The sequence below is a fragment of the Lapidilactobacillus concavus DSM 17758 genome, from assembly GCF_001435835.1.
In the GTDB taxonomy this organism is placed as follows: Bacteria; Bacillota; Bacilli; order Lactobacillales; family Lactobacillaceae; genus Lapidilactobacillus; species Lapidilactobacillus concavus.
The window spans coordinates 60371-86086 of record NZ_AZFX01000087.1 but is presented as its reverse complement, the minus strand read 5'-3'; the positions used below and the strand labels follow the sequence as shown (position 1 = coordinate 86086).

Annotated in this window: 23 protein-coding genes, 2 pseudogenes, 1 riboswitch and 1 other annotated feature; of the genes and pseudogenes, 23 read left to right on the top strand and 2 right to left on the bottom strand. The window is 43.8% G+C overall.

The genetic code is table 11. The features are described 5' to 3' along the window. The first annotated feature begins 83 nt into the window (after nucleotides 1–83). Together FC15_RS07720 and pgsA are read left to right on the top strand one after the other, a co-directional pair. Nucleotides 84–980: a helix-turn-helix domain-containing protein gene (locus FC15_RS07720; protein ID WP_057825506.1), complete on the top strand. Its 897-nt coding sequence runs from the start codon at nucleotides 84–86 to the stop codon at nucleotides 978–980. Nucleotides 981–998: 18 nt separating this feature from the next. Further along, entirely contained in the window at nucleotides 999–1583 is a 585-nt protein-coding gene (gene pgsA, locus FC15_RS07715) for a CDP-diacylglycerol--glycerol-3-phosphate 3-phosphatidyltransferase (RefSeq protein WP_057825504.1), read from the top strand. Between the two features lie 168 nt (nucleotides 1584–1751). On the opposite strand, the gene FC15_RS07710 is transcribed toward pgsA, so the two are convergent. Continuing rightward, nucleotides 1752–2246, bottom strand: coding sequence for a GAF domain-containing protein (locus tag FC15_RS07710; RefSeq protein ID WP_057825502.1), 495 nt, complete (start codon nucleotides 2244–2246; stop codon nucleotides 1752–1754). 249 nt (nucleotides 2247–2495) lie between these two features. Here FC15_RS07710 and ezrA point away from each other — a divergent pair, with 249 nt between their 5' ends. From ezrA to thiT, 16 genes and pseudogenes are all read left to right on the top strand, one after another. Beyond that, the gene (gene ezrA, locus FC15_RS07705; RefSeq protein ID WP_057825501.1) at nucleotides 2496–4250 is read left to right on the top strand and encodes a septation ring formation regulator EzrA; all 1755 of its coding nucleotides are present in this window, start codon (nucleotides 2496–2498) and stop codon (nucleotides 4248–4250) included. 279 nt (nucleotides 4251–4529) lie between these two features. Then, entirely contained in the window at nucleotides 4530–5681 is a 1152-nt protein-coding gene (locus FC15_RS07700; protein WP_057825499.1) for a cysteine desulfurase family protein, read from the top strand. A gap of 70 nt (nucleotides 5682–5751) precedes the next feature. Next, entirely contained in the window at nucleotides 5752–6969 is a 1218-nt protein-coding gene (gene thiI / locus FC15_RS07695; protein WP_057825497.1) for a tRNA uracil 4-sulfurtransferase ThiI, read from the top strand. Nucleotides 6970–7182: 213 nt separating this feature from the next. Then, nucleotides 7183–7815: a redox-sensing transcriptional repressor Rex gene (locus FC15_RS07690; RefSeq protein WP_057825494.1), complete on the top strand. Its 633-nt coding sequence runs from the start codon at nucleotides 7183–7185 to the stop codon at nucleotides 7813–7815. A gap of 74 nt (nucleotides 7816–7889) precedes the next feature. Further along, nucleotides 7890–8105: a binding site (T-box leader), on the top strand. Between the two features lie 59 nt (nucleotides 8106–8164). Then, entirely contained in the window at nucleotides 8165–10810 is a 2646-nt protein-coding gene (locus tag FC15_RS07685; protein ID WP_057825492.1) for a valine--tRNA ligase, read from the top strand. A 19-nt stretch (nucleotides 10811–10829) separates the two neighbouring features. Further along, nucleotides 10830–12134, top strand: a complete 1305-nt coding sequence (locus FC15_RS07680; protein WP_057825491.1) for a bifunctional folylpolyglutamate synthase/dihydrofolate synthase — start codon at nucleotides 10830–10832, stop codon at nucleotides 12132–12134. 212 nt (nucleotides 12135–12346) lie between these two features. Continuing rightward, nucleotides 12347–12979 (top strand): RadC family protein, encoded by a 633-nt coding sequence (gene radC / locus FC15_RS07675; RefSeq protein WP_057825529.1) that lies wholly within the window; start codon nucleotides 12347–12349, stop codon nucleotides 12977–12979. A gap of 139 nt (nucleotides 12980–13118) precedes the next feature. Further along, on the top strand, nucleotides 13119–14120 hold the full coding sequence (locus tag FC15_RS07670) for a rod shape-determining protein (protein WP_057825490.1): 1002 nt from the start codon (nucleotides 13119–13121) through the stop codon (nucleotides 14118–14120). 50 nt (nucleotides 14121–14170) lie between these two features. Beyond that, nucleotides 14171–15031: a rod shape-determining protein MreC gene (gene mreC / locus FC15_RS07665; protein WP_057825488.1), complete on the top strand. Its 861-nt coding sequence runs from the start codon at nucleotides 14171–14173 to the stop codon at nucleotides 15029–15031. Then, nucleotides 15031–15564, top strand: a complete 534-nt coding sequence (mreD, locus tag FC15_RS07660; protein WP_057825487.1) for a rod shape-determining protein MreD — start codon at nucleotides 15031–15033, stop codon at nucleotides 15562–15564. Before mreC ends, mreD begins: the two co-directional genes overlap by 1 nt. Nucleotides 15565–15572: 8 nt before the next feature. Beyond that, a complete protein-coding gene (locus FC15_RS07655) occupies nucleotides 15573–16238 on the top strand; it encodes a septum site-determining protein MinC (RefSeq protein ID WP_057825485.1) in 666 nt (221 codons plus the stop codon). Continuing rightward, nucleotides 16238–16990, top strand: a pseudogene (gene minD, locus FC15_RS07650) (septum site-determining protein MinD); the annotation flags it as partial. The gene FC15_RS07655 and the pseudogene minD, both read left to right, overlap by 1 nt. 790 nt (nucleotides 16991–17780) lie before the next feature. Continuing rightward, nucleotides 17781–18428: pseudogene (locus tag FC15_RS07645) on the top strand (amino acid ABC transporter permease). An 11-nt stretch (nucleotides 18429–18439) separates the two neighbouring features. Further along, on the top strand, nucleotides 18440–19075 hold the full coding sequence (locus tag FC15_RS07640) for an amino acid ABC transporter ATP-binding protein (RefSeq protein WP_057825482.1): 636 nt from the start codon (nucleotides 18440–18442) through the stop codon (nucleotides 19073–19075). An 11-nt stretch (nucleotides 19076–19086) separates the two neighbouring features. Further along, nucleotides 19087–19923, top strand: coding sequence for an amino acid ABC transporter substrate-binding protein (locus FC15_RS07635; RefSeq protein ID WP_057825481.1), 837 nt, complete (start codon nucleotides 19087–19089; stop codon nucleotides 19921–19923). A gap of 76 nt (nucleotides 19924–19999) precedes the next feature. After that, a riboswitch (TPP riboswitch) is annotated at nucleotides 20000–20098 on the top strand. Nucleotides 20099–20142: 44 nt separating this feature from the next. Further along, nucleotides 20143–20715 (top strand): energy-coupled thiamine transporter ThiT, encoded by a 573-nt coding sequence (gene thiT, locus FC15_RS07630; protein ID WP_057825479.1) that lies wholly within the window; start codon nucleotides 20143–20145, stop codon nucleotides 20713–20715. 265 nt (nucleotides 20716–20980) lie between these two features. On the opposite strand, the gene FC15_RS09050 is transcribed toward thiT, so the two are convergent. Then, nucleotides 20981–21097: a DUF4044 domain-containing protein gene (locus FC15_RS09050; RefSeq protein WP_083479151.1), complete on the bottom strand. Its 117-nt coding sequence runs from the start codon at nucleotides 21095–21097 to the stop codon at nucleotides 20981–20983. Nucleotides 21098–21197: 100 nt separating this feature from the next. Here FC15_RS09050 and FC15_RS07625 point away from each other — a divergent pair, with 100 nt between their 5' ends. The 5 genes from FC15_RS07625 (at nucleotide 21198) to FC15_RS07605 (ending at nucleotide 25695) form a co-directional block, all read left to right on the top strand. Next, nucleotides 21198–21554, top strand: a complete 357-nt coding sequence (locus tag FC15_RS07625; RefSeq protein WP_057825477.1) for a DUF3397 family protein — start codon at nucleotides 21198–21200, stop codon at nucleotides 21552–21554. 167 nt (nucleotides 21555–21721) lie between these two features. Beyond that, the gene (gene mraZ, locus FC15_RS07620; protein ID WP_057825475.1) at nucleotides 21722–22153 is read left to right on the top strand and encodes a division/cell wall cluster transcriptional repressor MraZ; all 432 of its coding nucleotides are present in this window, start codon (nucleotides 21722–21724) and stop codon (nucleotides 22151–22153) included. A gap of 9 nt (nucleotides 22154–22162) precedes the next feature. Beyond that, nucleotides 22163–23116, top strand: coding sequence for a 16S rRNA (cytosine(1402)-N(4))-methyltransferase RsmH (gene rsmH / locus FC15_RS07615; RefSeq protein WP_057825473.1), 954 nt, complete (start codon nucleotides 22163–22165; stop codon nucleotides 23114–23116). Nucleotides 23117–23143: 27 nt separating this feature from the next. Further along, on the top strand, nucleotides 23144–23521 hold the full coding sequence (ftsL, locus tag FC15_RS07610) for a cell division protein FtsL (protein ID WP_057825471.1): 378 nt from the start codon (nucleotides 23144–23146) through the stop codon (nucleotides 23519–23521). After that, complete coding sequence (locus tag FC15_RS07605; protein WP_057825469.1) at nucleotides 23518–25695, top strand: penicillin-binding protein; 2178 nt, start codon at nucleotides 23518–23520, stop codon at nucleotides 25693–25695. The genes ftsL and FC15_RS07605 overlap by 4 nt, the downstream gene beginning before the upstream one ends. The last annotated feature ends 21 nt before the right edge of the window (nucleotides 25696–25716 follow it).

Genomic DNA, 25716 nt, shown 5'->3' with positions numbered 1-25716 from the left:
TCAATAATAAGATAATCTTAATTGGTCGAGCTAGTTGGATATGATATAATGAAAACGATAATAGCTGGTGGTGAATTTTAGTAATGGACAATGTAGGTAAGAGATTACGGAGTGCTCGAATCGAGAAGGGTTATACCCTAGACGATCTCCAACAAATAACTAAAATACAGAAGCGGTATTTAATCGCTATCGAGGAAGATAATTTCGATCAACTTCCTGGTGATTTTTATGTCCGTGCTTTTGTGAAGCAATATGCTGAAACAGTTGGGTTGAATAGCGCTGAATTATTGGATGAGTATCATGATGTGATTCCAGAAGCGCAGCCCACAGAGTACGCTGAGAATTCGATTGAAAACAAGACACGTGCCTTACATGAAGACACGCATTCTGTTGGCAGCTGGTTCCATAACAATTTAGGCAAAATCATCATTGGCTTGGTGAGTCTGATTGTTATTGCGAGCTTGTATTTTTACGCCGTGCGGGTGGCTGGACAACCCAAACAACGTATTCCTGATGAGAGTTCAGAAGTGATTTCTTCGAAGAAGTCGAGCAAGAAATCCTCAGAATCTTCCAGTCAGTCGGAGACCGAGAGCTCTGAAAGTTCAAAGTCATCGAAGTCATCGAAGTCTTCGTCGAAAAAAGCTGACTTAGAAATTGCGCAAGATGCGAATACAACGAATACGTATACCGTTAAGAATTTGCCGACGAAAGACAACAAAATTACGATTAGCGCAACTGGTCGCGTTTGGGTGATGGTCACCTTAACAGGTGGTTCCGGCGAGACTTGGCAGAGTACGTTGTCATCTGGTGAGTCTCACGAGATGGCGTTAGCTTCCGGTGTGACCTCATTTAAGGTCCAGACGGGTAATGCGCCAGTTTTGAATTTGGCGATCAATGGCAAGTCAGTCACGTTCCCAACAGCGGCATCAATGGTACAGGCGTATCAATTCAATATCGAATCTACAAGCGATTCTGAATAATTAGGTGGTTAAGTAGTCATGAATTTACCAAATAAATTAACAGTTTTTCGGATGATTTTGATTCCCATATTTATTTTGCTACTAGCGGTTGAATGGCAATGGGGACAGATCACAGTCGGGGGCGCCGATATTCCGGTGCCACAGTTGATCGCAGCAATTGTGTTCATCGTTGCTTCATTAACCGACTTGTTGGATGGCAAGATTGCCCGTAAAAATCATTTGGTCACAAATTTTGGTAAATTTGCAGATCCTCTTGCTGATAAGATGTTGGTGATGACTGCTTTTATTTTCTTAGTTAGCCTGGGCAAAGCCCCCGCTTGGGTTGTCGCAATTATTGTTTGCCGCGAGTTAGCGGTGACGGGATTGCGATTACTGATTGTTGAGCAAGATGGTCAAGTGATGGCAGCTGCAATGCCGGGTAAAATTAAAACGACGACGCAAATGTTGTCTATCGTGTTTCTATTACTGAATGACGTCTTCTTTGCGGCAATATCGGTGCCGATTGGGCTAATCTTACTCTACATTTGCCTATTCTTTACGGTCTATTCTGGCGTTGATTATTTCGTCAAAGGACGCGACGTTTTTAACGATACGAATCACTAATTCATTTCAATAGTAAAAAGCAGGCAATCATGTGCCGTTGACCTCAGATGTTAGATTAAAAGTCTAACGTTGCTGGGTGCGACCACATGATGACCTGCTTTTTTTAGTTAACGTTTTGAACGGATATCGGAGCAAAAAAACACCATCAGATCGACGGTGTTTTCTGTGCTAATCATGTGTTAAATTAGGTGTGCTGGCGGTTCGCGTGAGCAGCGTTGCAATCTTGGCAGCGAGTTGTACCAAAATGGTTTGGTCACGTTCTGAGAAGCGGTCAAGCTTTGGTGAATCGAGATCTAATACACCAATCCGCTGATCGCCAAAAGTTAGCGGAATGACAAGTTCGGAATCCGTAGCGGCATCGCACGCAATGTGTCCTGCGAACTCATGTACATTAGCCACACGAACGGGTCGTTGCTCGGCGTAGGCTGTTCCACAAACACCGGTTGCTGAGGCAATCGTTGAACAGGCAATCTTTCCTTGGAAGGGCCCCAGTTCAAGTTGTTGTTTCTCTTGATGCCAGAGGTAGAAACCAGCCCAATTCAAGTCTGGAACGAGCTGATTGATCAGTGCGCTGCTATTCGCTAAGATGGCGACTGCATTGTCTGTTTGATATTCGGGATCGGAAAAAATCTCGTCGAATTGCTGTAGGATAATTTCGTCCATAGGAAACTCCTTAGAAAAGTAAATTCAATAAATGTTTGTTACATCATAACATATTCGGTCGTCGATGTGCATTTGATGGATTCTAAACCCACCTGGTTAGCTTGTTAAATTAACCTTAAATAATTTATATTTTTTCTCAGTAATCTTGGACTGTTCTCCAAATCTGCTATAATTCTAACTAAAGATGTTTTTGTTATCGCTATTATTGAAAGCAGTTGCAAGAATTTTATCTGTAGGGGTGTACTTATTGTGCAAAGTTGGATTTATATTGTATTAGGGCTTCTGATCGTGGTCTTAGTTGTCGCACTTTTTGTGGCGTTTCGACGCGTTCAGAACGAAAAAGAAATTAACCAGTTGAATGAAGACTTCGAAGCGATGACAAGTCAACCGATTTATAAAACCATTGAGCAGTTGGACGCGATGAATTTAACTGGTGAGAGTCACAAGAGTCTTGAAAAATGGCGAGGTGCCTATTATGATCTGATCAACAACAAGTTTGGTCAGCTCTATCAAAGTGTCTTTGATGCCGAAAAAGCCAATCAAAATTTCAAAATTTTCACCTCAAAAAAACGCATCAATGCTTCCCGTGAACAACTGAAGGAGATGCAGTCAGATAGTCAAGATGTCATCGACTCTTTGGATCAACTCGTCAAGAGCAGTGAGCAAAATAAAGTTCAGGGCGAAAAGTTGTCATCGCAGTATCGCGCGATGCGCAAAGAAGTATTGACGAAATCGTTTGATTATGGTGACTCAGTTGATGAGTTTGAAGATCGCTTGAGTGATGTGGATAAGCAATTTGAAACGATTCGTAAGTTGACTAGTGCTGGCGATCATTTAGAAGCAAAGAAAGTTTTAGCTGACATCGCCAAGAAATTAAATATTCTGTCAGATATTCTTAAACGGATTCCACCACGTTACCATGAATTAGTGACTGAATTTCCTGATCAATTGTCAGAAATTAAGCAGTACTTCGAAAAAATGCGGACAGAACATTACAGTTTTGGCGAGCCGGGAATTCTGGAAAGTATTGCCATGGTTCATAATAAGATTGCGGTGACGCTGACGGCATTGAGCAAGCTTGAATTACAAGTGGTCGAACAAAATAACAAGAGCATTGTCAAGTCGATCGATGATTTATATCAGCGTCTGCAAGATGAATTGGAAGCCAAGAAGAAAGTCGCGGCCATTCAAAAGGAAGCTTCAGAATACTTGAATCATTCGAGTGTTCAAATTACGAACCTGATCATGTCCTTAGATCATTTGAATCAGAGCTACGTGTTAACTCATAATGAATTAGACGACGCACGGCAGATGCAATCAGAAATCGCAGATATGCAAAAAGAATATGATCGCCGAGTTCAAGAAATCGCTGACCACCAAGCCGTCTACACGGCAACGTTTGATAGTTTTGAAGCAATTGCGAAGCGTTTGGGCGAACTCGAACAGAAACAATATCAGATCAATGATAGTGTTTCTGGGTTATTCGAAGGTGAGCGTGTTGCAAAACAGGGTGTGACCCAATTTGAAATTGATCTAAAAGATATTCAGCGAGAAGTTGAACAAGCTAATTTGCCTGGCGTACCCAAGGATTTTGTGGATTACTTTACCATGGTTCGCGAAGAGGTGGCTAAGCTGGACGATAATTTAAATCAAGTTCAAATTAACATCGAAGATATCACCAAGCAGTTGATTATGACCCAAGAGGATCTTAATACACTGACACAAAAAGCCAAGGATATGAAAGACGCAGCTATCTTGACGGAGCAAGCCTTGCAATATGCAAACCGTTATACTTACGGTAACGAAGCTTTAGCTGGTGCAGCTGCAGAAGCTAAACGAATTTACACCGAAGATCATAACTATCAGCAAGCGCTCGACACGATTGCGACTGCACTCGATCAAGTTGAGCCAGGCTCCTTCAAACGAATTGAATCGTTGTACTACAACTCTGAAGATGCAACAGATCAATCCGTGATCGAAACTGAACCCGAGACAAAAGCGTAACGTCTCAATCGAATCGTAACTAACGTCAAACCTTATCGATGCCGATAAGGTTTTTATTTTGGAGCTGACACACTTTGGAATCACTCAGGCCAGGTGAATTTAACTTGAATCTCAAAATAATTTATGTGACATCGATCGTGCAAAATAAACAAAATTGTTTTTGCATGGTACAATGTTAAAATGTACAAAAATACTGAACGCAAACCTCAGCTGGTTTCCTTATGGTTGCGTTAGTCGTCAGCTAAGCGTCTTGCATTGAATTTTGAAGGAGTCTTCGGTTTGATTTATTTTGATAATAGTGCCACAACAAAAATCGATCCCGCGGTTTTGCAAACCTACCAAACCGTCGCCAACGAGTTTTGGGGTAATCCGTCGAGTTTACATCATCTAGGTGATCGTGCGTTACAGATGTTGCAGTCTGCACGCCAACAAATTGCTGATTTAGTTAAATGTCAGCCCGATGAGATTTATTTTACAAGTGGTGGTACAGAAGGCGATAACTGGGTCATCAAGGGAACGGCGCTTGCTAAACGTGAATTTGGACGTCACCTCATTGTTTCCGCGATTGAACATCCCGCAGTGCTAAACTCTGCACGCCAACTAGAAAAAATGGGCTGGGAGGTCACCTATTTGCCAGTCAACAAGGCGGGCTTCGTTACACCAGAATCTGTGGCAGCGGCGATTCGACCGGATACCGTTTTGGTGTCGGTGATGGCAGTCAATAATGAGATTGGGTCGATCCAACCAATTGAAGCAATCGCCAAGATCTTAACACAATACCCAACGATTCATTTTCACGTCGATGCGGTTCAAAGTGTGGGTAAAAATCTTTGGTCGCGTGTCTTGCCGGAGCGTGTAGATTTTGCGACCTTTTCCGCTCATAAATTCCACGGTCCTCGCGGAGTTGGTTTTATTTATGCTAAACGAGGTCGCCAATTGGAAACGTTGATCACGGGTGGCGGTCAAGAGCAAGATCGTCGAAGCGGTACCGAAAACACGCCTGCAATCGCCGCAATGAGCAAAGCGCTACGACTCGCATTGACTGATGAGGCAAGCAAAGCTGCTCATGAGTTAGCGCTAAAGCAAAAACTGGTCGATTTTTTAAGTGCGTTACCTGATATCACGATTTTTTCGCCGGTGACACCTGATTTTGCGCCACATATTCTTTGTTTTGCACTGAGAGGGGTTCGTGGTGAAACGACTGTTCACGCGTCGGAGGCGGAAGATATTTATCTCTCGACAACGAGTGCTTGTTCATCGCGTTCAGGCGTGGAATCTGGGACGCTAAAAGCGATGCAAATTCCAGAAAAATTAGCAACGAGTGCAGTCCGAATCAGCTTAGATGATGCCAATACTGAGGCTGAAGTGGAACAATTTATAAAGATTTTCCCCAAGGTGTATCAACGCTTTCAACATATGAACGGCCGCTAGATTGACAAACTGATTGCTAATGATTAGCTAAACGCAGGTCATTTGAGTCTTATCAAAGGAGTAGAATTGAATGAAATATACAGAAATTACGGTACGATATGGCGAACTATCTACTAAGGGTAAGAATCGCCGTGAATTTATCGGCCGTTTAAATGGGAATGTGACGAAGGCATTGGCTGCTTTCCCTGACCTTCACATTTATCCAAAACGCGATCGAATGCATATTGCCTTGAATGGCACAGATTCAGATGCCGTGATCGAGAAATTATCGATGGTATTCGGAATTCAGAACTTCTCGCCCAGTCTTAAAATTGCTAAAGATGTCGAGACATTGAAGCAAACTGCCTTGGAAATGATGCAGGAGCTAGTACCAGTGGCTAAGACCTTTAAAATTGATACGCGCCGTTCGGATCATGAATTTGAACTGGATACAAATCAGATCAACCTCTTGTTGGGGGATTATATTTATGACCATATTCCTGGCTTGACTGCAAAAATGAAGCATCCCGATGTGACATTGCGGGTAGAAGTTCGCCGTGATGGTATTTATCTATCCAGTCAGACGATCAAAGGTGCTGGTGGCTTACCTGTGGGAACAGCAGGTAAAGCCATGTTGATGTTGTCTGGTGGAATTGATTCACCAGTCGCCGGGTATCTGGCAATGAAACGCGGTGTCGAGATTGAAATGGTTCATTTCTTTAGCCCACCGTATACGTCTGAGCGTGCCCTTGCGAAAGCAAAACAGCTGACTGCCAAGTTAGCACCTTATTGTGGCACAATCAAATTTATCGAGGTTCCTTTCACGGAGATCCAGGAAGAAGTTAAACGTACGGTTCCTGAAGGTTATTTAATGACCGTTCAGCGCCGTTTCATGTTGCGCTTAGCCGTTAAATTGGCTGAACAGCGTCAAGGTTTAGCAATTTTTAACGGTGAATCTGTTGGTCAAGTTGCTTCGCAAACGTTGGAAAGTATGGTTGCTATTAACGATGTGACTTCGATGCCGATTATTCGTCCAGTTGCCACGATGGACAAGACTGAAATCATTTCGATTGCTGAAAAGATCGATACGTTTGATTTATCGATCCTGCCATTTGAAGATTGCTGTACCATTTTTGCACCACCACGTCCAAAGACAAAACCTAATCTTGAAAAGGCACGTTTCTATGAATCGCAACTAGACGGTGAGGCGCTGATGGCACGTTCGTTAGCCGGTGTTAAAGTCACCGAAATTCGCAGTCATGACGAGTTTTTAACCACGGATCAAATTGATATTCAATCGGTACTCTAGTCTTTCATGAGCTGATTATTCAGTGGATCAGATCTTAAGTGAGCACATTTGCTTCGGCAAGTGTGCTTTTTGTGTCTGGCCGATCAAAAACAAGTCACGGGCAATGCTATTAAATGAGGACGATTCGATGATATGGCGAGACTCTTGCAAAAAAGCGCTTTATTTGTTATCATGTAAATGTGATTTGATTAACAAAAAATGAGGTAAATTGCGATGACACCGCAAAATAAAAAAATTCCACGCATGAGTTTGGAACGCTTACCGATTTATTATCGCACCCTTTGCAATTTGGCAGACGCGGGGTATTTACGAATCAAATCTGCGCAGTTGGGTCGAATCATTCATCTTGAAGCCACAACAATTCGACGGGATTTTTCCTACTTTGGCGATTTGGGTAAAAGCGGTTATGGTTACGATATCGCCCACTTAATTGAAATTTTTGGGACGATTTTAGAGGTTAACCACACCCAAGGATTGGCCTTAATAGGTGTCGGCAACCTTGGCCGGGCGCTGTTGATCAACAACTTTCGCCGCAATCCGAATTTGGAGATCGTCGCGGCTTATGATGTTGATCCAGCCGTGATTGGTGGAATAATCAATGAAGTCCCAATTCAAGCGTTGGCTGATCTAGAAGACGATTTGAAAGCCAAGCAGATTAAAGGCGTTATTTCAACTGTGCCGAGCCATGCGTTGCAAGAAGTTGTGGATCAGTTGGTGATGTTTGGCGTGACATCGATTTTGAGTTTTGCACCGGAACCGGTTCACGTTCCAGAATCGGTTCACGTCCGCTATCTTGATCTCACAAGCGAAGTCCAAAACTTGTTATTACTTGCTGAATTGAGTTAGATCAATTTTGAAAAAATGTCATCAACGTGGTATTCCGTGACTTGACGAAGTTGAAGTTCTAGGCTACCATAGCATTAATAACCTTGATCAAGAGGAATTGAGCGTCTGTTTTTCAGTGAGGAAGCATTCAGTGTGAAGCTTTCAAACGGCGGTCGATGAGTAGCTTGTGAGTTGCGCTGATGAAATTAAGTAATTATCGCCGGTTCATGCCGTTATCGTGTTGAGTTGGAAGTTGGTCCTTAGTGATGCAATTTCAATTTAGGTGGTACCGCGAGTTAATCGTCCTATGTGAATAGGACGATTTTTTTATGTCGTTAATCAGTGTTGTTGATGAAAAGGAGTGTTCAAGATGGCAAAAGAAGAAATGGCACCAAAATACGATCCGCAGTCTGTCGAAGCTGGCCAATACCAGACTTGGTTGGACGAAGATGTTTTCAAACCCAGTGGTGATAGAAAAGCAAAACCTTATTCAATCGTGATCCCACCACCTAATGTGACGGGTAAATTGCATTTGGGTCATGCTTGGGATACGACCTTACAAGATATGATCATTCGTCAGAAGCGGATGCAAGGCTATGATGTGCTTTGGTTACCCGGGATGGATCACGCGGGAATCGCAACACAGGCTAAAGTTGAGGCTAAGCTGCGAGCACAAGGAATTGACCGCCATCAACTTGGTCGTGAAAAATTTGTCGAACAAGTTTGGGCATGGAAAGACGAATACGCAGCAACAATCAAGTCACAATGGGCCAAGATGGGGTTGTCGCTTGACTATGGCCGTGAACGCTTTACCCTAGATGAGGGCTTGTCAAAGGCAGTTCGCACCGTTTTCGTGAAATTATACGAAGAGGGCTTGATTTATCGCGGCGAGTATATTATCAACTGGGATCCACAATTGCAAACTGCCTTGTCAGATATTGAAGTGCTTCATCAAGATGATGAAGGTGGTTTCTACCACGTCCGTTATCCACTTGCGGATGGATCGGGTGAAATTGAAATTGCCACCACACGTCCCGAAACGATGTTGGGCGACACGGCTATTGCAGTTCATCCTGGTGATGAGCGTTACAAAGATATGGTCGGTAAGCAAGTGAAGTTGCCATTGACCGATCGGACGATTCCAATCATCGAAGATCATTATGTCGATGTTGATTTCGGAACTGGCGCAGTCAAGATTACCCCTGCGCATGACCCTAACGACTTTGAGGTGGGTAACCGCCATAATCTTGAGCGGATCAATATTATGAATGATGATGGCACGATGAATGAGAAGGCTGGCAAGTACGCTGGCATGGACCGTTTTGAAGCACGTAAAGCCATCGTGGATGATTTAAAAGCCGAGGGTTACTTACTACGTGTTGAAAAGATCGTGCACAGTGTGGGCCATTCTGAGCGCTCTGGTGTCCAAGTTGAACCACGCTTGTCGACACAATGGTTTGTCAAGATGAAACCACTTGCAGAAATGGCGTTGAAGAATCAGGAAACCGATCAGAAAGTTAACTTTGTGCCAGATCGCTTTGAAAAAACTTTCACGCAATGGATGGAAAATGCACATGACTGGGTAATTTCTCGTCAATTGTGGTGGGGTCATCGCATTCCAGCTTGGTACCAAAATCAAACTGGTGAAATTTATGTTGGCATGGAAGCACCTGAGGATGCAGAAAACTGGCATCAAGAGACAGACGTTCTGGATACTTGGTTCTCAAGCGCGCTGTGGCCATTTTCGACCATGGGTTGGCCGGATACGAATCAAGAAGACTTCAAACGTTATTTCCCAACGAATACCTTAGTCACCGGTTACGACATCATCTTCTTCTGGGTTTCGCGGATGATTTTCCAAAGCCTGAAGTTTACCGGCAAGCGTCCTTTTGAGAACGTTGTGATTCATGGCCTGATTCGCGACGAGCAGGGCCGCAAGATGAGTAAGTCACTGGGTAATGGGATTGATCCAATGGATGTCATTGCGAAATATGGGGCAGACGCCTTGCGTTGGTTCTTGTCAACCGGTTCGACGCCTGGTCAGGATACCCGTTTCAGCTACGACAAAATGGATTCGGCTTGGAATTTTATCAACAAGATTTGGAATGCGAGTCGTTTTGTGATCATGAACCTTGGTGACATTGAAGCGACTGATCAAACACCGGCAAAAGAACGACTTGATTTATCCGATCGCTGGATCTTGAGCCGCTTGAATGACACAATTGCTGAAGTTACTCGCTTGAATGATAGTTTTGAATTCGGTGAATCTGGTCGTATTTTATACAACTTCATCTGGAATGACTTCTGCGATTGGTATATCGAAATGAGTAAGGCAGTTCTTAATGGTGAGGACGAAGCTGCCAAGACGGCTAAGCGTCAGAACTTGCTCTATGTTCTCGACCAAATTTTACGCTTAATGCACCCCATTATGCCATTTGTGACCGAGAAAATTTGGTTATCTATGCCGCACATTGGTCACTCATTGACTGTTGCTCGTTATCCAGAATATCAGACCGATTTTGTAGACGAAGATGCACAGACACAGATGGATGCTCTTATTGAGGTGATTCGTGGTGTTCGTAATATTCGTTCGCAAGCCAACGCCCCAATTTCTAAATCTATCGAGGTGTTGATCAAGACGAACTCGACAACTATTGAAACAACCTTGAATCAAAACCTTGAGTTCTTGGAACGCTTCTTAAACCCAACAGCTTTAGTTATTGGGCCAGAGGTTAAATCGCCAAAACTCGCCATGACCGCTGTCACACCAGACGTTGAGATTGCCGTGCCGTTAGCAGAATTGATTGATATCGATGAAGAAATTGCCCGCTTGCAAAAAGAAATTCAACGGCTCGACGATGAAGTCGCTCGAATTGATCGTAAGTTAAATAACGAGAAGTTTGTGGCTAAAGCACCAGAAAAAGTTGTTGATGAGCAACGGACTAAACGCGCCGATTACTTGAAACAGCAGGCTGCTGTCGAGAAACGTTTGGCAGAACTACAAGAAAATAAATAGTTCAAACGAGGTGTTGACTATGTTTACAACGGTTGAGCAAGCCATCGATTATATTCATCAACGACCTAAGTTTCATCGTGAGAATAAATTGACGATCATGAAGCAGGCGCTACATTTGTTTGGGGATCCTCAGAAAGAATTCCCGACTATTCACGTCACCGGAACAAATGGTAAAGGCTCTGTCAGCCATTTAGTCAGCGAACTGTTGGGTGCACATGGCTATCGAGTCGGATTATTTACCTCACCGTATATTTTGCGATTTAATGAACGTATTCAGATTGATGATCAACAAATTCCGGACGAGGATTTATTGACACTCACCAATCAAGTCGTCACAAAATTGGTGCGAGCTGAATTGAATCTGACCGAGTTTGAATTGGTGACGATCCTCATGTTTGTTTATTTCGCACAGCAACAAATAGATGTCGGCGTGATTGAGGTTGGTATCGGTGGTGAACATGACCGTACGAATGTGATCGAAGCGGAAATTGGTGTCATTGCGTCGATCGGAATGGATCATCAGGATTTGATTGGTCCAACACTGGTTGATATCGCACGCGAAAAATCTGGCATTATCAAGACAGGGCAAACGACGATATTGGGTCAATTACCCGCAGATACCATCCCGGTCGTCACAGAAAAAATTGCTACAATTGGGGCGCAGGGAATTTGGTTCGATCAACAGCTGCAAGTGTCCAAGCTAAAACTAGCCGATGGTGTGGCAACGTTTGACCTCAAAGTCGCTAGTGAATTTATCGAGGGTCGTTGGATCCTCAAAAAACTGCAAATGCCAGCCTTCGCCAGTTGGCAAGTTTGGGATGCCAGCTTAGCCGTTGCGGCGGCAATTGCATTTATGCAACGACACCATGCAAAGCCGTCTATCGCAATCGTTCGTGAACGCCTGAAACATTTTCAGGTGCCAGGACGTTTAGAGGTGCTTAGTCAACAACCTCTGATTCTGTTAGATGGCGCGCATAATCCGGCTGCGTTTAAGGCATTGATCCAGGGCGTTAAACAGTCATTTGCCGGTCAACCCATTTACTTGACGCTCGGCATGATGGCAGATAAAGATATTGCGGGCGTTGCTGAATTATTGGCGCACACCAATTGGCAGGTGACCTGGACCGCAATTGAAGATAATCCGCGTGCCGCAACCAAGTCTGATTTGGAAGAACGATTGGGTGCCAAGATTAGATTCTATGAACATTGGCAAGAATCACTGCAAGCTGAATTACAAGAAGGCGGTGGTGAGGGCGTCTACCTCTTTGCAGGATCGTTCTATCTGATCACAAACGTGCGACATTATTTGCGGTTGGAATCATAAATTCACCCGAATGAAAAATTAATCGATCATCCTTTCGTATTTAACTATGAAAGGGTGATTTTTTTGATGACACAAGATACGGTCCAACTGATCCAACAGCAATCCATTCGGCGACATGCGGAGTTGAAAAAATAATGACAAAGACGACATCTATTGAGCCGAAGCATTCTTTAAAAACCGTTGAGCGGCTTCAGAAGGGTTTGCCACGAGAAATGGCGTTGAAATATGGCATCAGCGGAGCCACCGATCAAGAGTTGTTACAAATTTTGTTGCGGACTGGAACTGTCAAGCAGTCACTGGCACAAGTTGCTGCAGATTTGATGCAAAAGTACGATAACTTAGCCTTTCTGTCCTTAGCAACGGTTGATCAGCTGACTGAATTTCAAGGTATTGGCACCGTTAAAGCCATTGAATTACAAGCGGCGTTTGAAATAGGGAAACGTGCACAAAAGCAGAGTCAGCTTCGACAAGGTGCCATTGTCTCATCAAATATGATTGGGACCAAGCTGCAACAGCAACTGGCTGGTTGTCAACAGGAAAAATTAATTGTGATTTATTTGGATACTAAGAATCAGATCATTCAACAGAAAACAATTTTTATTGGCGGCTTAAATACCTCGATTGCCCATCCGCGAGAAATCTTTCACCAAGCGGTATTACTCTCTGCAGCACGCTTAATTGTGGTTCATAATCATCCGAGTGGTAAAACAGCACCCTCGAAGAACGATATCCAATTTTCTAAGCGTTTAGTTGACTGCGGTGAGATCATGGGAATCGAGTGTTTGGATCATCTCATTATCGGTGCCGACGAGTATTTATCGATGCGTGAGGAAGGCATGATCTGAATGTGACGCAACATGAAGAATCTGGCAAAAGAAACAAGTGTTGTTAATTCTAAAGTTTTGATTGTGATGACTTTTTAACACTTTCTGGGTATGTTATAATTTGACTTAGCATGATTTTAACATTTAAGGAGAGAACATCTTGTTTGGATTCGGCGCAAAAAACATTGGAATAGATTTAGGAACTGCAAATACGCTTGTTTACATTGAAGGCAAAGGGATCGTTTTGAACGAACCATCTGTTGTTGCTAAGAATGTCAAGACGGGTGAGATTGTCGCGGTTGGAGCTGAAGCACGTGATATGATCGGCCGAACTCCAGCAAATATTAGTGCCATTCGCCCCATGAAAGATGGTGTGATTGCGGACTATGATACCACGGCAACCATGATGAAGTATTTCATCAAAAAGACGATTGGCACGGGTAAACCCTATGTCATGGTTTGTGTGCCTAGCGGTGTGACTGAGGTTGAGAAACGCGCAGTGATCGATGCAACTCGTGTTGCGGGTGCACGTGAGGCTTATGTCATCGAAGAGCCTTTTGCGGCTGCAATTGGTGCAGGATTGCCAATTATGGAACCAACAGGCAGCATGGTTGTTGATATCGGTGGTGGTACGACAGATGTTGCAACGATTTCGCTTGGTGGAATCGTCTCCTCTCGTTCGATTCGAATGGCTGGGGATAAGATTGATGAAGCAGTTGCCGCTTATATTCGTCAACACTTCAATTTGCTGATTGGCGAAAGAACAGCCGAAGAAGTTAAAATTCAAATTGGTTCTGCTTCTGTCACAGACGCTGCAGAATTGGACAACATGACTGTTCGTGGTCGTGATTTGATTTCTGGCTTGCCTAAGACAATCGAAGTTTCGGCGACAGATATTGCCAAAGCGATTCAAGAAATTGTTGATGCAATTATTGGCGCGATTACCGAGACATTGGAGGAGACACCTCCCGAAATCTCAGCAGACGTCATCGACCACGGGATTGTTCTAACCGGTGGTGGCGCATTGCTCAAACATTTAGCCGAGGTTGTTTCTGAAGCAACTAAAGTTCCTGTCTTTGTCGCACAAGACCCGCTCGACTGTGTTGCAATTGGGACCGGCGAATCATTGAAGAATATCGAAGTCATGAAGCAGAAACATTAAGATCTGAAAATGCGGGGTGAGCCCGCTTTTTTGATTTACTGGAGGATCTAATGAATAAGTTCTTTTCCAACAAAAAATTAATTATTGTGATGGTCACGTTGATCGCTGTTTTTGGAATGCTCTCTGCTTCGATTAGCTTGCGCGATAATCGTCAGTCACCCGAAATCGTCCAACGCGTTGGTAATGATGCATTTGGTATCGTTGGCCATGTCATTACGACACCGATTAATGCGGTACGTTCGGTCACGACGAATGTGCGCGATTTGTTTAATGCTTTTGAAGAGAACAGCGCCTTGAAGTCTGAATTGCAAACGTTAGCCGAAACAAAAGTCGAGAATCAAACGCTCAAAAACGAAAATAGGGACTTAAAGAAACAGCTTAAGTTGAATAATACGTTGACGGATTACGAGCAGATCACGGCCGCAGTCATGAGTCGCTCGCCAGTCAATTGGCAAAATGATTTGATCATCAATCGAGGTTCTTCTGCGGGAATCACCAAGAATATGCCCGTCATGTCTGGATCGGGTTTAGTTGGTCGCGTGATTGAAGTCAACAAAACAAATTCAAAAGTCGAGCTTATTTCTAGCAATAATAATTCCAGTAATCGTTTTGCTGCAGAAATCAGTACTGGCAACGAGACACCAGTGAGTGGGTTGATCACAGATTTTGATCATAAGACGGCAACATTGGTGATGAGCCACTTAGTTACCGCTGACAAGGTTAAGAAGGGCCAGCAGGTGATTACCTCTGGACTGGGTGGCTTAACACCACGTGGATTATTGGTTGGAACGGTTGCAAAGGTCACGAAAGATAATTATGGATTAGCCAGCACGATTTACGTTAAACCTGCGGCTAACTTGAATAATTTCTCCGTTGTGACTGTGATTAGTCGATCGATCGAGGATAAATAATGGAAGAAATATTACATCGGCGTTGGATCGTACTTATTTTGTTGATGCTTGGCTTCTTCTTAGACGGTAGTTTCAGCTTAGTCTTCTCACAGAACTTCTACGTCAATGATCTACAGATGGCGCCACAATTGATTCTGTTAGAAATTGTACTGGCAACATTTGCGGCACCTGATGAGTCATTGCTTTTTTGGTTGGCACTCTTTGCAGGATTGAGTTATGACCTGTTCTATACTGGCTTGATTGGTCAGTATACATTGATTGTGCCGTTGGCATATCTGTTAACGAAGTATTTGTTGAACTATTTCAAGGAACGAGCAATCTATAAATTAGCGGCATTTATTATCGCCGTTTTTATTTCACAGCTCATTCTATATTTCTTGGCCGTATTCTTTGGGATGACGAACGAGAATCCGTGGCAGTTTATCAGCAATGCCTTAGCACCGACGATTCTATTAAACGTGGTCTTATTTTTGATTTTTTATTGGCCAAGTCAAAAGTTATTAGGGTTAATGTACATCGAGCACAGGAGGTAAAGAAGTAAATGGCAAATGTCTCATTGCGTGGGCGCAGCGATGGTTATGAATTAGAAATTCCGGCTGAAAGTAATTTTGAAGAGAGTTTGGCCGATCTGAAGAAGCTATTGCAAAAAGTTCGTGATCAAGATAATAGTGTCAAGGAAATCGCATTTTCGGTACAGACGGGGCACCGATTGTTAACAACGTCGCAACAAGCGGAGTTGACCAAGCTGATTACCGAATTTGATAAATTCAAATTGACGGGCATCACGGCAGATGTTTTGTCCGAGCCGACTGTCGAAAATTTATTGAAAACACAGCACGTTTCTATTGTTCCCCAAATTATTCGAAGCGGACAAGAGCTCTCTTTTGAGGGTGATGTCATTTTATTAGGCAGTGTCCATCAAGGCGGAATGCTTAAGTCAGCGAAGAATATTTATGTCATTGGTGATGTTGAGGGCGGCATCTTGCATGCTGGTTTTCCAAATCATCGTGAAGCCATTGTAGCCGGGGACGTCAGCACTGCAGGACAGGTTCGCATTGGAAACTATATCTCGGTTGTTGCCGATAACCCAGACTTCCAGGCCCAAACTTTTGCTCATGTGAATGATCAGGGCGAATTAGTGGTGGAACCACTGAGTACGATGAGAAAGTCGATGCCCGAACTTTATCGAAAATTGGAGGATAAATGATGGGAACGGCGTTAGTCATTACTTCGGGTAAGGGCGGTGTTGGAAAAACAACGACAACCGCCAATTTGGGCGCAGCACTAGCCCTGTTGAACAAGAAAGTTTGCCTCGTCGATCTTGACTTAGGCCTCCGTAATCTCGATGCCGTTTTGGGCTTACAAAATCGGATCATCTATACCTTGGTTGATGTCATTCAAGGACGTGCAGAGGTTAAACAGGCGCTGATCAAATATCCCAATCTTAAAGGTGAGTTATACCTATTACCAGCGGCACAGAACGCGGATAAAAATGTTCTGACAGCGCAATCCGTTAAGAGTGTCGTTCAGGAATTAAAGCAGGAATTTGATTTTGTTTTATTAGACTGTCCTGCTGGAATTGAAACCGGATTTGAAAATGCCGTTGCTGGGGCTGATGGCGCGATTCTTGTGACCAATCCAGAGAATTCTGCGATTAGTGATGCTGACCGAATTGTCGGCTTGTTGGAAGCTAAGCAATTAGAATTCAGCCCACGTCTGATTATTAATCGGATTCGTCGACACCTGATGAATCAGGGTGGGACAATGAGCGTTGAGGAAATCACGGATCACTTAGCGATTCCATTACTCGGCATTGTTTTTGACGATGATCAGGTGATTGTGACTTCTAATAAAGGCGAATTAGTGACGATGAAGCCCGATACGCCTGCTGCCCAGGGTTATCGCAATATTGCGAGACGGATGCTTGGGGATACGGTGCCGCTAATGGCCGTTAAAGAAGGATCATCTCAGGCCCAAACGTCGGCTGATGGCGAAAATAGTGCTGATGCTGAAAAAGCGGCTAGCACCGGTTCACAGGAACTGACGGCTTCTGAAAAGACAGTTGCAACGGATACAACTCCAACGGCGTCAGATGCGCAAACATCTGATTCAAAATCGTCTGATTCAAAAGTATCGTCAGAGAACGGTTCAGAAGAAACGAACGAAACACCAAGAAAAGCGAGCTTTTGGAGTCGTTTATTCGGGCGTCACGAGCATTAATTTTACCGTATCGGCGCTATTGACTCACGATTGGGTCGCGGTTGAATGACGTTAATCGTGGTTAGAAATAAAAATTTCTCATTATGCTTGACTTGTACCGCTCAAATGATTATGATTCAGATAATAAATATTTGTCATGAATAGATTGTCCCGGCGTTAACCGCTTTGCTCAGAGAAATCCTGGTTGGTGAGAAGGATAGATACGTTAACGTGCACAACAATCGACAGACTGAAGACAGTCATTGCACTTGCTGATCACAATTGATCCGGTTGGCCACCGTTATCAGTTCAGTTTATAATGTGTTAGCCAATAATCGTGAGGTTATTGGGATGCTGAGGTGGAACCGTGTTTAAGACGTCTTAAATACCCTCTAGATAATTTAATTTATCTAGGGGGTATTTTTTTGTCCCTAATTCAATCGTGTCGCGCGTACGATGATCTCAGTAGATGTTCAGCAAATGATGTCTGATCTTTAATATTTATCATGAAAAATAAAATCGACAAAATAACTTTAGGGAGTGTTGCAGTATGAATTGGCAATATATCACGGAAATTTTACCTGCATTATTGGATGGTTCGAAAATGACGTTGAGTCTTTTCCTTCTAACCTTGATCTTGGCGATTCCACTCGGCTTATTAGTCAGTGTGGGATTATGATCTAAATATGCCCCAGTTCGCGCCATTTTGAAATTGTACGTTTGGTTGATGCGAGGGACGCCACTATTATTACAACTCATCTTTGTGTTCTATGGCTTACCGATCATTCACATCGTCTTTGAGCGTTACAGTGCCGCACTTTTCGCTTTTGTCATCAATTACGCGGCTTATTTTGCATAAATTTTCCGCGGTGGTTTGCAGAGTGTTGATGCGGGCCAATCAGAGGCTGCACAGATACTTGGTTTGAGTCCATGGCAAACTTTCCGGCATATCGTGTTGCCACAGGTCAATAAGAAAGTGATTCCCGCAATGGGTAATGAAGTCATCAACTTAGTTAAAGATTCCTCGTTAGTCTATGTGATTGGATTGGGCGATCTTTTGCGGGCAGGGAATATTGCGATGGCTCGCGATGTCACGCTGGTCCCACTGCTATTGGTGGCCGTCATTTATTTAGGTTTGAGGGCGATTCTGACGTGGGGATTACGGTCCGTCGAACGTCACTATAGTTATTACGAATAGGAGGACGAATCATGTTAAAACTTGAAAAAATTAATAAGTCGATCGAGGGTCGACAAATTTTAAAAGATGTTTCATTCGAGGTGGTTGAAGGTCAAACGCTTTGCATTGTTGGTCCTAGTAACGCCGGTAAAACAACACTACTGCGTGTAATTGCTGGTTTAGGCTCATTCGATTCTGGAACGATCACGCTGAATAATGAGCCGTTTGATCCGGAAGTTGATAATCGCAGCAAGGGTGTCATTGGTGTCGTCTTCCAAGATTTTCGCTTATTTCCACACCTGTCCACACTTGAAAACGTCAGCTTGGCCCCTGAGTTGGTTGCCGGAACTGATCAGAAACAATCTCGTCAGGAAGCTTTATCGTTGTTAGCCCAGCTTGACCTGGCAGACAAAGCCGATCTCTACCCTTATCAACTCTCAGGTGGACGGAAGCAACGGGTGGCGATTGCACGCGCACTGGCGATGCATCCACAAATTCTGTGTTACGATGAGCCAACATCTGCGCTTGATCCAAGTTTACGAGATAATGTGGCATCTTTGATCCAACAGCTCAGAAATGATCAGATCACTCAAATCGTGGTGACCCATGATTTGGCATTTGCGGAGAAAATTGCGGATCAAACTTATGAGCTTGCTGCGCAGGATTGAGGAGGGATCACATGATTAAACGTACAAAACGAAGACTGTCCAAGTCATTTCTGCTCGTTTGTTTCTTCCTTCTTAGTCTCAGCTTAAGCGGTTGTTCGTTTGGCGCCATTCGCCATCTCGATGCGGTCAACGATCCTAAAACGACACTGATCGTCGGGCTAGATGATACCTTCGTGCCGATGGGTTTTCGTGAGAAAAATGGTCAGATCGTTGGTTTTGACGTTGATCTTGCCAAGGCAACGGCTAAGAAACTTGGCCAGAAAATTGCTTTTCAAGCCATTGATTGGAACATGAAGGAAACCGAGTTACGAAACGGCACGATTGATTTGATTTGGAATGGGTATACTAAAACACCTGAACGCGAAAAACAAGTTGCGTTCTCACAGTCTTATTTAAATAATCGCCAAGTGTTGGTCACGCTGAAGAAAAATCACATCCGTTCCTTTGCCGATATGAAAGATAAAAAGTTAGGATTGCAAAATGGTTCGTCTGGACAAACTTTGTTTGAACAACAACCGCGTGTGCTTAAGAATATTGTTGCGGGCAAAACCGCTGTACTTTACGATAACTTCAACACTGCATTTTTGGATTTACAGGCGGGACGCACGCAAGGTGTTTTGGGAGATAGTATTTATGCTGGCTATTATATCCGACAGCAAAAGGATCCAAGTGCTTACCAAATAACGACTGGTGGGTTTTCCGGGGAAACTTTCGCTATTGGGATGCGTAAGCAAGATACTAAACTCAAACAACGTCTCGATCAGGCACTCGATGAGTTGCGTCGTGACGGAACAATTGCCCGCTTGAGTCAAAAGTGGTTCAAGCAAGATTTAACGGTCAATCCATAACTGCTGCCGGCAATATCGATGCTTGACATGACAGTAGAGAAGCGCTTTAATAAAGAGGCTTAAAAAAATAATAATGGCCATCACAAAGGGGAGCTATTTTAGCTGAGAGTGATTAAGTTCAGACCCTTGAACCTGTTGTGTTAACACACGCGTAGGAATTGTGATGGAGTGAAAACTCCGACTTTGTTGATGGTACAAAAATAAAGGAGGAGTTTTTTTATGCAATCGCATGATCGTTTGAAAATTTTAGTAGAGGGCGCCATTTTTGCTGGCTTGGCGATGGCCTTGGAATACGTCCCACATGATGTTGGGGTCTCGTCCATCCAGTTGTGCTACGGTCTGATTCCATTGGCCGTTTATAGTCTGCGTCGTGGCATTGTGCCAGGTTTTTTTGCTGGCTTGGTATTTGGTCTGTTGGATATGTGGTTGCGTGGTAGTGGCAGTCTTCTAAACCCATTGCAGATTATTTTAGACTACCCATTAGCATTTGCGTTGATCGGATTAATGGGCATGGGTGCCAATACGGTCCAACAAAAAATCCGTCAGCACAAAACCACACAAGCTGTGGCTGTGACGTTATTAGGGTTTGCCCTCGGGGACCTAGGCAAGTATTTGTCACACTATTTCGCAGGCGTCTTTTTCTGGGGCTCATATGCACCAAAAGGGCAATCGGCGTGGCTCTATTCGTTGCTGATTAATGGCGGTAGTTTCGTCGCCAATTTGATCATGGGATTAATCTTGATGACCATTCTAGTGCGTTTTACGCCCCAATTGTTTACGCGCAATCTTTAGCAACCCGAGTAAAAGTCGCCGATTAATGAGGTCAATATGATTTAAAAGATCGCTCAATCCGTATCTGATAAAAAGAATCGGATTGATGCCAGCCGAACAGCGATTTGAATGGCAAAATGACTTCCTAATCAAAGCTGAATACAAAATAAATTGAGCCCGTGGAATCTTTATGTCACATAAAGACTTCACGGGCTCAATTAACAGTCACTTTTTCTGTTGGTATCTACCAAATTATGCGCTAAAATAAGAACTAGCTAAACTGAAATTAGAAAATTGAGAAGGCGCTCAATGCACCAAGTGCAACGCCGGCAATCGTCACGAAAATCATGACCCAGACGACAACTTTTGTAATTTTACTAAACGTACTTTGTTGCTTTTTCAAAACAACACCTCATTACTGATTTATAATTTGTCTTTATTTTACTTTAATTGTGTTGATATTTCAATCTGTACTGATTACATTTCGAAGGCAGGCGCCATCTATGCGAACAGATTATTTAATTTGGAACTTTTTACTCTTGATTATCGGCGGTGTGGTGAGCCTGTTATTGGCGACTTATCTCCGTCAATTCATGCCAACCAAGTGGCGTCTTTATGATGCTTGGCCGCCATTCGTGACAGCAGCAGCGTCTTTACTCGCGGCAAGTCGTGGTATCGAATCCACCTGGGCTTATATCTTACTTGATGTTTGTGCGGTTGCTTTGATTTTTGCCGTTTACACGGCCGTTGATCAGCGAGCGTTACATTTCCCGCATTTTTTCGTCGTCGTTTGGCGCAGCTTCCTAATTATTGCCATGAGTTGGTATATCTTTGTCGCAATCTGGATACTTGCGAGATAACAACATCCTTTAAATCATGTTACGATTGTGTTACAAAACGTTTTTTGAACGAAAGCCCTTGATATCAAGGGCTTTTTTAGTGCGTCAAAAATGTGGCACGTTTGTGGGTGTAAGTGGTTAATAGTGGGGGATTGTGGTAAAATCTATTCATGACGGGAGGTGAGACAATGTTAATGGGTGAATTTCATCATACGATCGATTCAAAAGGTCGTGTGATCATGCCAGCAAAATTTCGTGCCGCATTGGGCGAAACCTTTGTGCTGACACGAGGAATGGATGGCTGTTTGTTTGGCTATCCGATGGAAAAATGGCAACAACTTGAGAAAAAGTTGGATGAATTGCCATTGACCAAGAAAGACGCCCGTGCGTTTGTTCGTTTCTTCTATGCGGCTGCCACAGAGCTAGAAGTCGACAAGCAAGGACGTATTAACATTGCCACACCTCTATTTAAATATGCACAATTAGAAAAAAATTGTGTCATCGTCGGTGTTTCAGATCGAATCGAAATTTGGGATGAAGTACGTTGGGAAGCATTTAACCAACAAGCTGAAGAGAATTTCGACGATATTTCGGAAAATTTACTGGACTTTAATCTTTAGGAGGACATTATGTTCAAACATCAAACGGTCCTTCTCAAAGAAACTGTCTCGGGCTTAGCACCTCATGACGATGGCATCTATGTGGATGCAACCTTTGGTGGTGGTGGTCATACACGTGAACTCTTAAGCCGCTTTCGCGGTGGGCGTGTGATTGCCTTCGACCAGGATCAAGAAGCACTTGCGAATGGGCGAGAATTATTGCAGCACGACGATAGTTTTATCGATTCAGAGCGTGTGACCCTCGTTCAAGCTAATTTTCGAGAGTTACAGCAGAAGTTGCAAGAACTAGGCCTTGAGAAAGTTGATGGTGTGCTCTATGACCTCGGCGTTTCCTCGCCGCAACTTGATGAGCAGCAGCGTGGATTCAGTTATCGACTTGAAGCACCCTTAGATATGCGTATGAATCAACAACAGGCACTCACCGCGGCGACAATCGTCAATGAATGGTCGTTTCAAGATTTGATGCGCATCATCAAACGATATGGTGAAGAACGGTTCGCCAAGCAAATTGCACGGGCCATTGAACGTCAACGTGAGATTCAACCAATTGCCACCACAACCGAGCTCGCAGAGATTATCAAGAATGCGATTCCGGCGGCGACACGTCGTACGGGTGGACATCCAGCTAAACGAACGTTTCAGGCGATTCGAATCGCAGTTAACGATGAGTTAGGTGCCTTGCAAGATAGCTTAGATCAGGCGATTGAAGTTTTAAAGCCACATGGCAGGTTGAGCGTCATTACTTTTCAGTCGTTAGAAGACCGCATTGTTAAACAAACCATTAAGAAGAATGCGGAAATTGATCTTCCCCCCGGATTACCAATCATTCCACCCGATATGCAGCCTGTGTTGCAAGTCATCAATCGCAAGCCAATCACGCCCTCAACGGCAGAGTTAGCTGAGAATCGACGCGCGCACAGTGCTAAGTTACGCATTGCTGAGAAAAACGACAGACAAAAATAAATGAAATTTCATAATGGAGTCTAAGCCATGGATAGTACAGTTAGAAAAATTCAACCAGAATTTAGTCCTGAAGTCGTCACTCAGACGGAACCAGTTGCGTCACCTCAAGTCACTGTCAGGGAGAAAAGCAAAGTTGCCTTATCGAAGTTTGAAAAGCTGATGATTGGTGCTGTGACTTGTGTTGCAGTCGCAATGATGATGGTTCTTGTACATACATCAGTTAATGTTTCTTCAAGCCAGCGTCAATTGCAAGATATTCAAGCCAACATCACGAATATTCAGACCGCCAACGTTGATTTACAACAGGAGGTTGGCGAGCTGACGAGTTCAGATCGATTAACGACATTTGCAAAACAGAATGGCTTAACTTTTATTGATGGTAACGTAAGGAATGTCACAAAATGAAACAAGATGGGCACGAAACCAAGAGGAAAAGTAGGAGGACACGCCGAAATCGTGTAATGGTAGGGCTGATACTTATCGTTGCGATGAGTGCGGTTCTCCTGCTTTTTATTTTTAGATTCGGCAGTATCGTGGTCAACGGACATGTTGGCAATGTGGATCTGTCAAAAAAAACCGCGCAACAATATGGTCAAAACAAGGTAATCAAGGGTAGACGTGGTTCGATTTTTGATGTCAATGGAAATGTATTGGCAGAGGATTCGAGTGTCTATTCTATCTACGCGGTCTTATCCAAAGACTACAAAAATGCGGCGGGTAAGCCCTTGTATGTGACTGATAAAGAAAAAACAGCGCGTGTGCTGAGCAAGTATTTATCAATACCCAGCAAAAAAATCTTGAGTTATTTGAAGATGAATAAATATCAAGTTGAATTTGGTGCGGCCGGGAGAAATTTAAGTCTCGACACGAAGAAAAAAATCCAGGCCGAGAAGTTGAACGGGATTAAATTCAACGAAACACCTTCGCGTCTTTATCCAAATGGGACTTTTGCATCGCATATTGTTGGTGTGGCACAGCTGAAAACACCTGAGGCAGAAGAAGATCCAGAGGCAACTGATGAGAAGCTTCAAGGGATCCTCGGTATCGAAAAATACTTCAACGAGATCCTGGCTGGCAAAGATGGGATGTCCTTTTCAAAGCAAGATTCCTACGGCTATGAGTTACCGAATTCTAAGGTGATCAAAAAAGCACCAGAAGATGGTTCGTCGGTTTATCTCACGCTTGATTCGCGGTTACAGGCTTATCTAGAGACGCTGATGCAGGCAACGCAAGAGAAATATCAACCTAAAAAGATTACTGCAGTGTTAATGAATGCGCAGACGGGCAAAATTGTGGCCGCCGCACAGCAGCCAACGTTTAATGCCTCGACGAAAGTTGGTTTGAGTACGATGTGGCGAGATAGCTTGGTTGAGGATACGTACGAACCCGGCTCTGTTTTCAAATTATTGACGATGTCTGCAGCGATTGATGCAGGGACATATCGGCCGAACGAGTATTATAAGTCTGGATCGGTTAAAGTTGCAGATCGAACGATTTACGATTGGGATCGGAGCGGTTGGGGATGGATTCCATTTTACGAAGCACTCCCTCGCTCGAGTAACGTCGGCATGGTCAAGATTGAACAGCAATTGGGTGCAAAGACGTTTGAAAAATACCTGAATAGATTCCAAGTCGGTGAAAAGACCGGGATCACATTGCCTGAGGAAGCTGCAGGTAGCTTGAATCTTAAATCGGAGGTTTCACAAGCAACCACGGCCTTTGGTCAGGGTGTGAATGTCACTGTCATGCAGATGATGAAGTATCTCAGCGCAATCGCGGATGATGGTGAAATGATTGAACCACAGATTGTTGACCACATTACCAGCGTGAATGGCAAACAGACGAAATATGAGAAAAAGGTTGCGGGTCATCCGATTAAGGCCAGCACTGCTCAGACAGTGCGTCAGTTAATGCAGCAGGTTGTTTATTCAAGTTACGGCACGGGGAGTGCTTACCAGATTCCTGGCTACCGAATTGCAGCTAAAACGGGTACTGCGCAGGTCGCCGGCAGTAATGGACAATATTTGACTGGACAGAACAATTACGTCTTCTCAGTTGCTGGCATGGCGCCCGCCAACGATCCGACTTATATTTGTTACGTCACGGTTCAACAGCCAACCATCACACCGACCGCAGAATCAGATTTGATGAAGGGCATTTTCAACCCATTGATGAAACGGGCGTTGAAGCTACTGGATAGTGATCATAGCACGTCGACCAATTCGATTCAGATGCCTAAACTAACCGACGAATCGGCAAAGGCTGCCACGCAAGTCGCTGAAGCAAAAGGGCTGGTGGTGTCACAAGTGGGCAGCGGTAGCAAAGTTGTTCAGCAATTACCTGCACAAGATGAAAAAGTAATCAAAGGTCAGCGTGTCGTCTTGTTGACTGAGGGCGCGATGACGATGCCAAACGTCATTGGCTGGTCCAAAAACGATGTGTTAAAATTGGCTGAGATCACCGGGTGTGATTTCAAAATTACGGGGACAGGTTACGCGACTTCACAGAGCGTGTTAGCAAATAATGTGATCCCTGATCGTGGCGAAGTTGTGATCAAGTTAGAAGAACCATCGAATTAATAAAAATCAATCAGGAGTGAA